We start from the raw sequence: 13202 nt of genomic DNA, 5'->3' as shown, positions 1-13202 counted from the left end.
TAAGCGATGGGGACAAGGAGAGGAATAAGACATGACCGAACGACATCCCTTCTATCAAGCCGCCCTGGACATGCGTGCGCAGTTGTCCGCATGGCGGCGCGACTTTCACCGGAACCCCGAGCTCGGTTATGAAGAAAATAGAACGGCCGGCATCGTGGCGGATCATTTGACCCGGTTGGGCCTCGAGGTACGTACGGGCGTAGGCAAAACCGGCGTCGTCGGCCTGCTGCAGGGGACGGAACCCGGGCCGACGGTACTGCTCAGAGCCGATATGGACGCCCTGCCGATTCCGGACGGCAAGACGGCGGATTATGCTTCTATCGCGAAAGGGAAAGCCCACTTGTGCGGCCATGACGGACATACGGCCATGCTCATGACCGCGGCGCAGCTGCTCGCCTCATGCGACGCGCCGCGCAAGGGCCATATCAAATTCATGTTTCAGCCTGCAGAGGAAGGACTGGCCGGCGCCAAAGCCATGATCGACGACGGCGTTCTCGATCATCCGCGCGTAGATGCCGCCTTTGCCCTGCATGTGAAGCCAACGATAGACACCGGCAGGATCGGCGTCGGCTCGGGCACGTTTTACGCCGCGGCGGATCGCATCCGCATCCGGATCATCGGCCGCGGCGGGCATGCCGCGGCGCCGCACCAGACGATCGACGCCATCCCGATCGCCGCGCAAGTGATCACTGCGCTGCAGACGATCGCGAGCCGCCAGACGGACCCGCTGGATTCGGTGGTCGTGACGATCGGACAGATCCAAGGGGGGGATTCGCCTCCAACGTCATCGCCCCGGAGGTTGAATTAATCGGAACGGTCCGCACCTTGAACCCTGCCCTGCAAGCGCTCATGCCTGCCAGAATCGAACGGATCGTACGGGGCGTCACCGACTCGTTCGGATCCGCTTACGAATGCGATTACAAGTTCAGCTACCCGATGGTCATCAACGACGAAGGCATGACGGAGCTCGTCAAGCATACGGCAGACCGGACGCTCGGTATCGGCAGATGGTTCAACGAACGGCCGACCATGGGCGGAGAAGACTTCGCCTTCGTCGCGCGGGAAGTGCCGTCCGCCTTATTCTGGCTTGGCGTCGGCGACGGTACGGAGCGGACGTCTTATCCGCTGCACCACCCGATGTTCGACTTGGACGAGAGCGCTCTTCCTGTCGGGGCGGCGATGCTCGCTTCCGCTGCTGTGCATTATTTAGAACAGGCCTAGCCGCTTCCAGTCGCTTCACCTTACATTCGTCTTGCAGTAAATCGCTTCTCTCGCGATGACTACGTCATCGCCTTTTTTGTTTTTCACTTCGGCGGCCGGTGATCGGAACCGAATCCACGACGGACTCGGCCCACTGCGCTAAAATACCGCAGTCACGACTGACGGACGCGGCGCTTGTCGTATTTGCGGTATACCCAGATGGACGAGGCGAGCCAAAATCCGCTGGCCAGATAGCCGCCGATCACGTCGCTCGGATAGTGAACGCCCAAGTATATTCGGCTGACGCCGATCGCCAACACGAGCGCCGCGCTGGCCGCGATCAGGATCGCTCTTCCCCACCGTGCAGGAATATGCTTCCACAGCAAGTACGCCGATACGCCATAAAGGCTGAACGCGCCCATCGAGTGCCCGCTCGGAAAGCTGTAGCCGGCCACCTGAATGATCCGGTGAATATCGGGGCGTTCGCGGTGGAATGCGAGCTTCAGAATCACATTGAGCAATTGGGATCCGCCCAGCACAAAAACAAACAAGATGAGCTCGCGCCGGTGCTTTAGCACGAAAAACAAGAGCAAGACGATACCGACCGCGATCGCCGTTACAGGCAAGCCAGCCCCGATGGCCGTGAAAAACTTCATGACGTGCGACAGCGGCGGGGACTCCCAGCCTTGCACGAAGCGAATGACCGAACGGTCGAATACGTTCAAACGATGGTAGCCTACCAGCAGCGCAACGAGGCCGAACCCTGCGGCGAAAAGGATACTCAGCAGCAAGGCCGCGCTCAGCTTGAGCGTAAATTTCATCGATGAGATCTCCTTCGTCTTAAAACGACTGCCGAGATGACGGCTGCGACGGTCGCGGGCAAAAATACGGCGAGCGCTGTTCGCCAAGCTGCCGGCTTTAAATCGCCGAAGTCAGCCGGTTGCTTTTGTTGAAGCGGTCGCATCCCCGTCATTGGATCGGATTCGGTGACGTTGAAGTCGAACCTTCTGTCATTCAGCTTGTCCATTTGCGGAAATTCGACGATCGCCTCGTAGTCTCCGGGCTTCAGCCGTTTGTCCAAAGTCAAGCCAACTCGCTCTTTGCCGTCCGACAAGACGAGGGACAAGACTTTGGTTCGAAGCGACGCTTTTTTTCGATATCGATAAGCATCTTGACTGGTTGAATACGCCTGGTTAACGGTCACCTTCACGACAGGCTGCAGCGGCTTTTGGCTAGCGTTGATTAACGTGAGATAGATCGTAGGTACGCCGTTCCCTGCGCAATCGTATCGAAAGTCTACAACGGAAAGCGAAGGAACGACTTCAGCCGACGCCTGCGCCGCCCAAATCGTTAACAGCATTAACGATAGAAATATAACCGATAGACGCCGCATTGTCGAACCCCTCCTTCGCCTGCTTCCTTACATTATTCGCGATAACTAAACGAGCGATGAAGCCATCCTTAAATCATTATTTAAGTGCGCCAGTTAAACCATGCCTTGGGTCTTTTGATTGGTCGTCGTCATGATCAGCATCTTCGGAACGATGGTTACTCGTCTCGTTTCGAGGCGGGAAGGCGCTAACGTCGGGGAATCGGATTCACGCGGAAGGGGCGCATCATGAAAAAGCGAGACGGCGAACCGTAAATACGGCTCTCCGTCTCGCTCTTTCGTTGTATAGGAATCGCACAGCAGGATCCTATTCCGTGTACATCGCCTTCAGCTTGGCGCGTCCCTGCTTCGTAACGCCGAGTCCTTCTTCGATAAACTTGTCGATCGAGCCGCACTTCCCTTCATCTCCTCGAGCGACAGTCTGTTGTATACATCAGTTCTGGATGCGTATACAAGTGCGTCTTTAACGCATTGGCGACAGCTTCTGCCGCCTTTTCCCCTTATTTATACAAAGGACCGTATGCCGCGCATGCCCGGTAGTCCGCGCCTTCCGGATCCTTCGTGCCGAACGCGCTCCAGGCGCTCGGCCGCAGCAGCCGCTTCGCGTCGACGTTGTGCATATTGACCGGGATGCGCAGAATGCTCGCCAGCGTGACGAGATCGTCCCCGATATGACCGCAGCTGACGACGCAGTGGTTGGAGCCCCAATGCTCCATGACCGTGTAGGCATCGTCGAAAACCGGATCACCCGGCACGAGATTCGGCACGAACCAGGTCGTCGGCCAGGTGGGCGTCGTTCGCTCGTCAAGCGCGGCATGTACGTCCTCCGGCAGCTCGACCGTATAGCCTTCTGCCAGCTGCAGCACCGGACCGACGCCTTCGACAAGATTGACCCTCGCCATCGTGGCGGGCATGCCGCCGCGCGTCAGGAAGTCCGTCGAGTGCCCGCCGCCCGCGAACTGATCCATGTAGGTCGGTCGCCAGGACGTCGCCGCGAGGCAGCGGTCGATCTCCGCCTCGGTGATCTCCCAGTGCGGCTTCATCGTGGGCAGCCCGTCCTTCGTCATCTCGCCCGTGCCGTCGAGCGCCGCCGGTCCCGAATTGATCAGGTGCAGCACCCCGCCGGCCGCGCGTCCTTCGAGCTTATGGCCGGTCACGCGGGCCACCGCCTCCGGACTCCAGTAGGCGCGCACGTCGGCGAAGATTTGCGCCGTGTTCGTCAAGTAATGCTGGAACAGCATCGTCACCGCGTTCAGATTATCGTTTTCCGTCGCGACGATGTAGGGCTCCCGCGTGCCGTTCCAATCGAACGAGCTGTTCAGCACCGCTTCGAGGAAGTCCGCGCTCGGCAGGTGATCGGTCCACTCCCGCTGTCCCTGGAAACCGGACGCGATCGCGTTATAACCGTACGCTTCTTCCTCGTAGCCCCGTTCGGCAAGACGCGGATTGCCGATCATCAGATCCCGGACGATCAACGCCATTTTGACGACCGTCTCCCAGTTTTGCGCTTTCCGTTCAACAGGAATGATTAGTGCCGCGGGATTGGGATCCGGGCCTTCGGCGCACTTTTCCTTCACCCAAGCGAGCGCACGGCCGAACTCTTCCTCGTCGTAAATGCCGCGCTCGATGCGGCGGCTCACCTCCGTCATGTCGACGTAGGCGTTTTTCATCCCGAGATATCTTTGAAAAAAATCGTCTTCGACGATGCAGCCCGCGATGCCCATCGACACCGAGCCGATCGACAAGTATGACTTGCCGCGCAGCAGCGCCGCCGCGAGGCCCGCTCGCGCGAAGCGCAGCAGCTTGTCGGCCGCATCTGCCGGAATCGTCCGCTCGCCGATGTCCTGGATGTGCCGGCCGTAAATTTTAAATACCGGCAGTCCCTTCTGATTGTGCGCCGCGTGAAGCGCGCCCATATAGACCGCGCCAGGGCGTTCCGTGCCGTTGAAGCCCCATACCGCATGCGGCAGCCGCGCATCCGTCTCCATCGTCTCGAGCGGGTAGCACCAGCCGGAGGCGACGGTCAGCAGCACGCCGACCTTTTCCTTCGCGAACTTGTCCGCGCAAGCCGCCGCTTCCTTAAGGCCGGAGATGCAGACGTCGTTCACGATGCATTCGACCGGGCTTCCGTCCGGATATCGCAATTGCGCCGACAGCAGCTTTGCGGCCTCATGCGCCAGCTCCATCGTCATCTCCTGGGTTGCCGCCTTCACGAGTTTGCGGCGATCGATGATCGGACGGATGCCGATCTTCGGAAATCCGCTCTCGTAGCGATGTGCAAGATCCGCCATATGCCTCGCTCCTATACTTGTATGCTCTTTCCGCTTTTGGCCCGCAAACACTGGCCTGCCTTTGCGCATTTAATTGACCCCGCTTACGTCTGCCTACGCTGCCTACGCTGCCTACGCTGCTTACGTCTGCCTGCGCCTGCTTACACCTTTCGCCTGCTAATGCCTATCGCCCGCTCAGGCGAGGCCGTATTCCGCCATTTTGCCTCGAATGAACCGCACGCCTTCCTCGACGAGCGCGTCGCCGCTCGGCGCCAGCTGGCGCCATACCCAAGTGTTCATGTTGTCCGTCACGTCGACGAACGACTCCAGCGCGGCATACCCGGCGTACCCGATCTCGGACAGCGCGCGGAAAATCGCGTCCCAGTCGACGAGCCCCGTGCCGGGGATGCCGCGGTCGTTTTCGCAAATATGATAGTGAATCAGATCCGAGCCTGCCGCCTTCGTCGCTTCGTAAAAGCTCTTCTCCTCGATATTCATGTGATACGTGTCAAGATGGATCTTAATATTCGGCTCGCCGATCATGTCCTTCAGCGCGATCGCCTGCCCGCACGTATTGACCAGGTTCGATTCGTAACGGTTGACGGGCTCGAGGCCGATCTGCACGCCGTATGCCTGCGCATAAACGGCCGCCTCGCGAAGCCCCTCCGCCGCCCAGCCCCATTCCTGCTCGGTCGGCCGGGCGTTCGTCTCCTTGACGTGCTGCGAATAGACGACGCCGGACAGATTCGCCTTGCCGATGGCGGCCGTCGCGCGCACGCATTCTTTTAAATACGCGATTCCGGCAGCGCGGACGGCGGGGTCGGCGCTCGTAATGTCGGTGCCACGCAGCAGCACCGTGGACGTCACCGCGTCGAGACCGGCGTCCTCGAGGCGGCGCTTGACGGCGGCGGCGTCGAATGCGTCCAGCGTCATGAGCGGAATCTCGATGAAGTCGAGACCGAGTCCCTTGACGCGATCAATGAGCCCAAGCGTCTCGTTGCTCCATTGGGAGCACCAGGCGTAGGCGTGAATGCCGAGCTTCATGATACGGACACCTCCAGGTGCTTGATCAGATTTTGCGTCGCGATAATGCCCATGTTGGTTACAGCCCCTTGCGTGGACGCCGCGCAGTGCGAGCCCGCGATCAGGTTGCCGAGGGCGAGCAGCGCCGGATTGTCGGGCGGCTCCTTCTCGAACACGTCGATGCCCGCCCCCCCAGATCCGTCCCGCCCGCAGCGCTTCGAGCAGCGCAGCCTCGTCGATCAGCCCCCCCGCGCGCCGTATTTACGAGCACCGCGGTCGGCTTCATGAGCTCGAACTGCTCGCGGCCGATGATACCAGCCGTCTTGCCGTCGAGCGGCAAATGCAGGCTGATGAAGTCCGCCTCGCGGACGATGTCCCCGATCGAATCGCGGTAGGCGATGCCGTAAGCGGCTGCGGTCGCTTCGTCGCGGAATAGATCGTAGGCGAGCACCTTCATCCCGAACCCCGAGGCTCTGCGGGCAACCGCCTTGCCGATCGCGCCAAGGCCGAGCAAGCCCAGCGTTTTGCCGTGAACGTCGATTGCGGCATCGGCTTTCCATATGCCGTCCCGGCAGGCCCGGTCGATGACGGTCACTCGTCTGGCGACAGCCATCATCAGCGCGAAGGCGAAGTCCGCGACCGCTTCTGTGTTGGAGCCCGTCGCCAGCGTGACCTTGATGCCTCGCTCCTCGGCGTACTTCAGGTCGATGTTGTCCGTGCCGACGCCGTACTTGGAGATAATCTTGAGCCCGGGCGCTTCCGCCAGCACCTCGCGGTCCAGCGGATCGACGCCGACGATGACGCCGTCCGCATCCGCAAGCAGTCCCTTCATCTCTTCCTTCGTGAGAATCCGTCCGTACGGATTGTAAACGACTTCGTAACCTTGCGACGCGAGCAGCTCGATCGGAGCCGGGTCAGACTTGCCGAACGAACGCGGCGTCACGACGATTTTAAGCTTCGGAGCCATGACGGCACACCTCCTTTGCGCGGCACGCGGCTCACTTCCACTTCGGATTGTCGAGCACGGCCGGCTGCCCGTCGCGTTCGACGACGACCTTGCGGTAGCCCTTCGTCTCGATCGTGCCGTAGTCGTGTCCGGCATCCGCGCGGAAGACGTAGAACGTAATGAGCGGTTCATGTCCGGTGTTGATGCTGCGGTGCGCGTATCGTCCGGGTACGTAAACGGCCTTTCCCGGCGCGAATTCCTGAACGTTCCAGTCGCCTTCCGGATTTTCCATGAGCATCATCCCTTTGCCGCCGATGCAATAGTAGACTTCGGCCGTGTCGAGAACCGTATGGAAGTGTCCCTTGGTCATGTAATACTCGTCGCCGACCTTGCCCGGATAGACGATGCTCGTGCCGAACGCCAGGTTGCCGTCGGACTCGGGAATGCCGAGCTCGTGGAACTCATAGACGAGCGGGTCGGCGCCGTCCGCGAGCAAGCTGCGATAAGCCTCGTCGTCCGCATACATCCCTTTCATTTTCGATAGCTGGCGCTGCAGCGAAGGCGCTGCGTCGGACAGTCCGTTGTTCAGGCTGAAATAGAGCGTAAACGGCGTTAACGGATTGGCGAGCTTCGGACCGGTCGCGTGCGTTTGCGTCATGTTTGCGCGGCTCCCTTCGTTTCGCTGCCATCGCGCAGCTCCATCGCGATTTTTTCCAGCCGATCGAATGTCTCGCCCTCGATCGGCACATGGAACACCTCGGAGATCACCTGCGTCCAGCCGTGGATAAAGTAGATCCAGCCATCCTCCACGTGGAGCCGCCTTTGCGCCTGCTGGCGAAGCGCTTGATGCATGAAGTCGAGCGCGCCGCGGTAATTCAGCTCCCAAACGAGGCCGCCTTGGGGAAAAACGGCGTTGTCCGTCAGCGGGGAACCCGGACGGTCCTTGCCGAGTCCGGTCGCGTTGACGACAAGCGACCCCGCCGGCATGCCCGCCAGCACCGCATCGTTGTCGGCCGGCGACGGACAAAGCTTGTATTCGAACCGCACGTGCGTATCGATGCGGCCGAGCAGCTGGCGCGCGGATTCGAGCCGCTCCGGGCTGCGGTTCGTGATCACGATCGTGTCCGGCACGTCGTCCCCGCGATCGGGATGCGTCAGGTAGCTGCAGATAGCGAGCGCGCTGCCTCCAGCGCCCATGATCAGCGCGTGTCCGCCCGTCTTTTTCCAATGTCCCGGCGGCACGAACGCTTCAAGCGACAATCCGCTTGAGATCGGGTCCTTGGCGTGGCCGGCGAGCGCGCCGCCTGCCTTGGAAATCGACGAGATCTCCTCGAACGTCGCCGCGTACGGGTCGAGCGTGTCGAACAGGTCGCGCGCGGCGTTGAACAGGTCGATCTTATGCGTCGTGACGAGGGCGCCCAGGGAGAGCGGATCCTCTTTGATAAAGCGCACGCAATCCCGGTATGTCTCTGGATTCGCGTGTATGGCGATGTCGATGCCGACGATTTTCGGGCCGCCGAGGCCGAGCGCCTCGGCCCATAGCGGAAACAGCTTCATAATGGACGATTGTCCGGTCGTCACGCCGACGAAGTACATCGTCGGCGACGCCGCGCTTGGCGGCAGCTTCATGGGACTTGCTCCTCTCCTTGATGCGCGTGCGTCCGGGCACGCGTCGCTTGCCGTATTGCTGATTTCCGCGATATGCTCATTCGTTGTTTTCATTCGTCAGCATCCAGGCTCGCGTACACCGCCTGCATGCCGTCCACCGTCCGTCGATACCGGCTTGCGGCCGCGGCATACTGACGGTGTCTATCCGCGTCCGGCTGGATCGCCTCGCCCGGCGCCGCGAAGCGCTCGGCCGATGCGGCAGGATCCGGGAACAGCCCGACGCCGTGGCCCGCGACGAGCGCCGCGCCCATCAGCGCCGTATCCTCCGCCTGCAGCGGGCGATACGGAATGCCGAGCGCATCCGCCTTGATGCGGTTGAACAACGCGCTGCGCGCGCCGCCGCCCGCGACATGGACCGCTTCGTACGCAGCTTGGCCGACGAGACGCCCGAGCGTGCCGAGGTAATGCTTGTATTCGTAGGCGACCGATTCGAGGATCGCCCGGAACAGCGCGCCGCGCTCGTGCGACCAGGCAAGACCGCTCCAGCTTCCGCGAAGCGCGGGCGTATTGGGACATACGCGTCCGCCGAAATGCGGAATAAAAGTCAGGCCGCCGCAGCCCGGATCCACCGCTTCGGCCAGCGCATTCAGCTCGTCGTAATCGAGGCCGGTCAGCCGTTTGTACCAGGCCAGGCACTGACCGCCGCCGTTAATATAAGCAAGCGGCGTCCACAGATCAGGCAGCGCCGAGCGGGCGTAGATCAGCGTCTTGCCCTCGGTGTCCGGCCGATATTCGGCCGTGCAGCAGGAAAGCACCGATGCCGTGCCCGCCACGTCGAAGAGCAGGCCCGGTCTTGCGATGCCCGCCCCGAGCGTCGCGGCGGCGGTATCGCCAAGGCCCGCCGCGATCGGCGTACCAGGCAGAAGCCCGGCCATCGCAGCGTACGTATCGGTCAGTCCGCCTACGATGTCCCACGGCCGGACGATGGTCGGCATCTTGTCGCCGTCGATGCCGAACGCCCGCAGCAGCTCATCCGACCAAGACATCCGCCTTACGTCGGCGAAGCCGGTAAAATGAAGATGCGTATGGTCGATGTAGGCATCCTTCGCGCGCAAGCCGGCGAGCCGGCCTGCGACGTAGGCGCTCGGCACGAGAAACTTGGCGATGGCGCCGTATACCTCGAGACGCTCGCGCCGCCACCACAAAATCTTAGGTCCGTGCGCATAGGTCACCGGACTGCCCGTGATGCCGATAAAAGCTTCCTCGCCCCAGTCCCGAATCAGCGGCATCGCCGCTTCGCATCGGCTGTCGAGCCAGGAGTCGTAGGGCGTCACGGCATGCCAGTTTTCGTCAATGCCAAGCACGCCCGCCATCTGGCCGCCGATGCCGATCGCCGCCACGCGTCCGGGCGGTACGCCTGAACGGTCCACCGCCGACCGGATGGCGGCGACGACCGACCCGAACATCTCGTCCGGGTCTTGCTCGACCTGTCCCGGCGCGGGGCGATTCAGGTTCGAAGGCACGAACGCGCTGCCCAGCAGCTTGCCGTCCGCCGTGACGAGCGCGGCCTTCGTTCCCTGCGTGCCCAAGTCCACGGCAACCGTGCAGTCAGCGCGGCTCATTTGGGATGGCAATTGGCTCCTCTCCCTTCTAATCGAACGCGATGACCGTCTTGATGCCCTGCGAGCTTCCGGCGTGCGCCAGCGCCTCGTCGAAGCGGTCGATGGCATAACGCGCGGACACGAGCTTGCCCACGTCGAGAATGCCGCTCGCGATAAACTGCAGCGTCTTGCGGAAATGCGCGTTGTTCGCCTTCGTGCTGCCCGTCACGAGCAGCTGCTTGTAATGAATGACGTTCGTATCCAGCGCGACGGGCACGCTATCCTTCGGCAGGCCGCCGAAAAAGTTGATTCGGCCGCCCATCGCGGCAAGCTCGACTGCGAGCTGCTGCGCTTCGGGCGAAGGATTGGCCGTCACGATGACGTCCGCGCCACGGCCGCCCGTTTGCGCAAGCAGGCTTGCCTTCAACCCGTCTGCCGGAAGTGCGACAAACGAAGGATCGATCCGGCGCGCCAGCTCCAGCCGGCCCGTCGACCGGTTGCTTAAGAACACCCTGCCGGCGCCGGACATTTTAGCGAGCTGCGCATACATGATGCCGATCGGACCGGCGCCGATGATCAGCACGTCGTCCCCGGCGCGGATCGGGCACTGCTCGATCCCGTTGTAGACGCACGACAGCGGCTCGTTGACGGCCGCATAGTCGAACGTCACCTGCGCCGGCAGCTCGACGACGTTGCCGAAGCGCAGCGCCTGCTCCGGCACGCGCACGTATTCGGCGAAGCCGCCGTCCGTCTGGACGCCAAGCGCCTCGTAGTTCGCGCACAGATGCTGGTTGCCGCGGATGCATTCCCCGCAAACGCCACAGCCCATATTGGGCGCGATGCCGACGCGCATTCCGACGCGATAGCCGCTCACGAGCGGACCGATATCGGCGATCTCGCCGCTCAGCTCGTGGCCGAGCGTCCGCGGCGCCGTTTCCGAGATACCCGGATAGCCGTTTTTGATCATCCGCATGTCCGTGCCGCAAATACCGGCGCTCCTTAACTTGACGAGGATTTCCCGGTCGCTAATGACCGGCTTCGGCACCTCGACGAGCCGAATGTCGCCGGGTCCGTACAATCTGGCCGCTAACATGTTCGCTTCCCTCCTAGAGCCGGACCGGCACGCCGGTCTTGATCGAGGCGTTGCCGGCCTCGACGACGCGCACGGCCATCTTCCCGTCATGCCCCGTCACGCGCGGCGGCCTGCCTTCCTGTATCGACGCGATGAAGTCGGTATCCTCCGCGAGATAGGCTTCTTTAAAAAGCGACCGCCAGCTGTTCATGAACGGCCGCCGAAGCAGCCGGTCCGGTCCCGCAACGATCGTCGTCTTCTCGTGCGTCTGACCGAGGAAGATGACGCCTTCGGTGCCGAGAATCTCCACCCGGCTGTCGTAGCCGTAGCGGACGGCGACCGCGCCGTCGATGCTCGCCTGCGCGCCGCTCGCGAAGCGCGCCGTGAGCGAGACGTTGTCGTAAAAGTCCGGGTAGTCGGCCGCGACATGCCGGTTGCGGTAATTGCCGCCGATCGCATATACCTCGGACACTTCGGAGCCCGAGAACCAGCGGATCGTGTCGATGTCGTGGCTGTTGACCTCGGCGAGCGGGCCGTTGCTCTTGGCGAGATCGTACATCCAGGGCATCGGCTGGCTCGGTCCGCGCGTCAGCGACTTCACGAGCACGACTTCGCCGATCTCGCCTTCGTCGATCGCGCGCTTGGCTTCGACGAAGTTCTCGTCGAAGCGTCTCATGAACGCGACCTGCAGCGTGACGCCGGCCGCCTCGCAAGCCGCGATCATCTCGTCGCATTCGCGTTCATTCATCGCCATCGGCTTTTCGCAGAGCACGTGCTTGCCCGCCTGCGCGGACGCCACGACGATGTCGCGATGGTAGATCGTCGGCGTCACGACGACGACGGCGTCGATCTCGGCGTCCTCGAGCGCTTGCTTGTAGTCCGTGTAATACCGGTCGATCCCAAGTTCCTTCGCCGCCGACACCGCCGCTTCTTCATTCGGATCGACGATGGCGACGAGTCTGGCGTACGGCACGTTTTTCCGGAAGTTCGCGGCGTGGATCATGCCCGCTCTGCCCGCACCGATGATGCATACGCCGATATCCCTTTGCTGCATGAGCTCTTTTCACCCGCTTTTGAGTAATCAGTAGTGGCTTTCGTTTGTACACGCTACGTTGTTGTTTAATGCTCATTCTAAATGGAACATTCTCGAATTCTGTTACTTCGCGAACAAATAACAACCATTCACTGTTATATAGTATAATTCAGTTGAAGTATGTGCTAGATTGATCATTTTTGCGATCGGATGATCTAATTTGCGATTCTCATTCAACTTTAGAAGGAAGATGGCCATGAGCGAAGGGAATTCGGACATCATGTTTGCCGAGGAGCGGCAGGCGGCTATTGCTAAATTGGTTCAGGAACGCGGGAAGGTACTCGTGCCCGATCTCGTCTCCTTCTTTAAGATGTCGCCGGCGACGATCCGTGGCGATCTGCGGGATCTCGAGACGAGAGGCTTGATCAAGCGCACGCACGGCGGCGCGATCCCAAGCGATGCCGCGCGGGTCGGCTTCGAGCCGGAAAACAAAGACAAAACGGTCAAAGACCGCTCGCTTAAGGAAGCGATCGCCAAAAAGGCCGCCGAACTGGTCGAAGACGGCGACATTATCATTTTGGATGCAGGCTTGACGACCAAAGCGATGTGCGATCACCTGCAGGACAAAAACAATCTGACCGTCATCGTCAATGATCTGGAGATCGCCTCGTTGCTCGAGCGCGTAGACAATGTGTCCGTCGTCGTTATCGGCGGCATGCTGCGCCGGCAATTTCATTGCACGGTCGGACCGTTTGCCGTCAAGCTGCTCTCCGAGCTGAACGTGGACAAGGTGTTCCTCGGCACCAACGCCTTCAGCGTCCGCAAAGGCTGCACGACGCCGGACATGAACCAGGCCGAGGTCAAGCGGACGATGATCCGGATCGCGACGCAGTCCGTGCTCCTGTGCGACAGCGCCAAGATCGGCAAAAATTCGTTCGTCCAGTTCGCGGAGCCCGGCGAGATCGATCTGGTCATCACCGACAGCCGGATTTCCGAGCAGCACTTGCGCGAGATGACCGAAGCGGGCATGGAAGTGATGGTCGAGCAAGTATATTAAAT

Annotated in this window: 14 protein-coding genes; 3 read left to right on the top strand and 11 right to left on the bottom strand. The window is 61.4% G+C overall.

Going from position 1 to position 13202, the window contains the following annotated elements; all coding sequences use genetic code 11:
- The first annotated feature begins 31 nt into the window (after positions 1-31).
- Together OMP38_RS26155 and OMP38_RS35130 are read left to right on the top strand one after the other, a co-directional pair.
- Positions 32-808, top strand: a complete 777-nt coding sequence (locus OMP38_RS26155; RefSeq protein ID WP_338130662.1) for a M20 metallopeptidase family protein — start codon at positions 32-34, stop codon at positions 806-808.
- Positions 809-825: 17 nt separating this feature from the next.
- A complete protein-coding gene (locus tag OMP38_RS35130; protein ID WP_338130661.1) occupies positions 826-1221 on the top strand; it encodes a M20/M25/M40 family metallo-hydrolase in 396 nt (131 codons plus the stop codon).
- A gap of 152 nt (positions 1222-1373) precedes the next feature.
- On the opposite strand, the gene OMP38_RS26150 is transcribed toward OMP38_RS35130, so the two are convergent.
- The 11 genes from OMP38_RS26150 to OMP38_RS26100 all read right to left on the bottom strand — a co-directional run bounded on the left by OMP38_RS26150 (position 1374) and on the right by OMP38_RS26100 (position 12164).
- On the bottom strand, positions 1374-2021 hold the full coding sequence (locus tag OMP38_RS26150; protein ID WP_277567699.1) for a phosphatase PAP2 family protein: 648 nt from the start codon (positions 2019-2021) through the stop codon (positions 1374-1376).
- Positions 2018-2287: a hypothetical protein gene (locus OMP38_RS26145; RefSeq protein WP_277567698.1), complete on the bottom strand. Its 270-nt coding sequence runs from the start codon at positions 2285-2287 to the stop codon at positions 2018-2020. Before OMP38_RS26145 ends, OMP38_RS26150 begins: the two co-directional genes overlap by 4 nt.
- An 803-nt stretch (positions 2288-3090) precedes the next feature.
- Positions 3091-4881, bottom strand: coding sequence for an L-fucose isomerase (locus tag OMP38_RS26140; RefSeq protein ID WP_277567697.1), 1791 nt, complete (start codon positions 4879-4881; stop codon positions 3091-3093).
- 174 nt (positions 4882-5055) lie between these two features.
- Complete coding sequence (locus OMP38_RS26135) at positions 5056-5904, bottom strand: sugar phosphate isomerase/epimerase family protein (protein WP_277567696.1); 849 nt, start codon at positions 5902-5904, stop codon at positions 5056-5058.
- Positions 5901-6059, bottom strand: a complete 159-nt coding sequence (locus OMP38_RS26130) for a hypothetical protein (protein WP_277567695.1) — start codon at positions 6057-6059, stop codon at positions 5901-5903. The genes OMP38_RS26135 and OMP38_RS26130 overlap by 4 nt, the downstream gene beginning before the upstream one ends.
- The gene (locus OMP38_RS26125; protein WP_277567694.1) at positions 6005-6850 is read right to left on the bottom strand and encodes an NAD(P)-dependent oxidoreductase; all 846 of its coding nucleotides are present in this window, start codon (positions 6848-6850) and stop codon (positions 6005-6007) included. Before OMP38_RS26125 ends, OMP38_RS26130 begins: the two co-directional genes overlap by 55 nt.
- Before the next feature lie 31 nt (positions 6851-6881).
- Positions 6882-7487 carry a glucose-6-phosphate isomerase gene (locus OMP38_RS26120; protein ID WP_277567693.1) on the bottom strand — a complete coding sequence of 202 codons (606 nt, stop codon included), beginning with the start codon at positions 7485-7487 and terminating at the stop codon, positions 6882-6884.
- The gene (locus tag OMP38_RS26115) at positions 7484-8458 is read right to left on the bottom strand and encodes a shikimate dehydrogenase family protein (RefSeq protein ID WP_277567692.1); all 975 of its coding nucleotides are present in this window, start codon (positions 8456-8458) and stop codon (positions 7484-7486) included. Before OMP38_RS26115 ends, OMP38_RS26120 begins: the two co-directional genes overlap by 4 nt.
- A gap of 89 nt (positions 8459-8547) precedes the next feature.
- A complete protein-coding gene (locus OMP38_RS26110) occupies positions 8548-10071 on the bottom strand; it encodes a xylulokinase (RefSeq protein ID WP_277567691.1) in 1524 nt (507 codons plus the stop codon).
- A 16-nt stretch (positions 10072-10087) separates the two neighbouring features.
- A complete protein-coding gene (locus OMP38_RS26105; protein WP_277567690.1) occupies positions 10088-11131 on the bottom strand; it encodes an alcohol dehydrogenase catalytic domain-containing protein in 1044 nt (347 codons plus the stop codon).
- 13 nt (positions 11132-11144) lie between these two features.
- Positions 11145-12164: a Gfo/Idh/MocA family oxidoreductase gene (locus OMP38_RS26100; RefSeq protein WP_277567689.1), complete on the bottom strand. Its 1020-nt coding sequence runs from the start codon at positions 12162-12164 to the stop codon at positions 11145-11147.
- Positions 12165-12399: 235 nt separating this feature from the next.
- Here OMP38_RS26100 and OMP38_RS26095 point away from each other — a divergent pair, with 235 nt between their 5' ends.
- Entirely contained in the window at positions 12400-13200 is an 801-nt protein-coding gene (locus OMP38_RS26095) for a DeoR/GlpR family DNA-binding transcription regulator (RefSeq protein WP_277567688.1), read from the top strand.
- Positions 13201-13202 lie beyond the last annotated feature (2 nt).

It is taken from the genome of Cohnella ginsengisoli, assembly GCF_029525555.1.
In the GTDB taxonomy this organism is placed as follows: Bacteria; Bacillota; Bacilli; order Paenibacillales; family Paenibacillaceae; genus Cohnella; species Cohnella ginsengisoli.
This window is presented reverse-complemented; position numbering and strand designations above follow the sequence as displayed.

Bases quoted from the DNA above. Each gene is read 5' to 3' on its own strand.
- OMP38_RS26155 (WP_338130662.1), top strand. From the start codon at position 32: ATGACCGAACGACATCCCTTCTATCAAGCCGCCCTGGACATGCGTGCG.
- OMP38_RS26150 (WP_277567699.1), bottom strand. From the start codon at position 2,021: ATGAAATTTACGCTCAAGCTGAGCGCGGCCTTGCTGCTGAGTATCCTT.
- OMP38_RS26140 (WP_277567697.1), bottom strand. From the start codon at position 4,881: ATGGCGGATCTTGCACATCGCTACGAGAGCGGATTTCCGAAGATCGGC.
- OMP38_RS26135 (WP_277567696.1), bottom strand. From the start codon at position 5,904: ATGAAGCTCGGCATTCACGCCTACGCCTGGTGCTCCCAATGGAGCAAC.
- OMP38_RS26125 (WP_277567694.1), bottom strand. From the start codon at position 6,850: ATGGCTCCGAAGCTTAAAATCGTCGTGACGCCGCGTTCGTTCGGCAAG.
- OMP38_RS26120 (WP_277567693.1), bottom strand. From the start codon at position 7,487: ATGACGCAAACGCACGCGACCGGTCCGAAGCTCGCCAATCCGTTAACG.
- OMP38_RS26115 (WP_277567692.1), bottom strand. From the start codon at position 8,458: ATGAAGCTGCCGCCAAGCGCGGCGTCGCCGACGATGTACTTCGTCGGC.
- OMP38_RS26105 (WP_277567690.1), bottom strand. From the start codon at position 11,131: ATGTTAGCGGCCAGATTGTACGGACCCGGCGACATTCGGCTCGTCGAG.
- OMP38_RS26100 (WP_277567689.1), bottom strand. From the start codon at position 12,164: ATGCAGCAAAGGGATATCGGCGTATGCATCATCGGTGCGGGCAGAGCG.
- OMP38_RS26095 (WP_277567688.1), top strand. From the start codon at position 12,400: ATGAGCGAAGGGAATTCGGACATCATGTTTGCCGAGGAGCGGCAGGCG.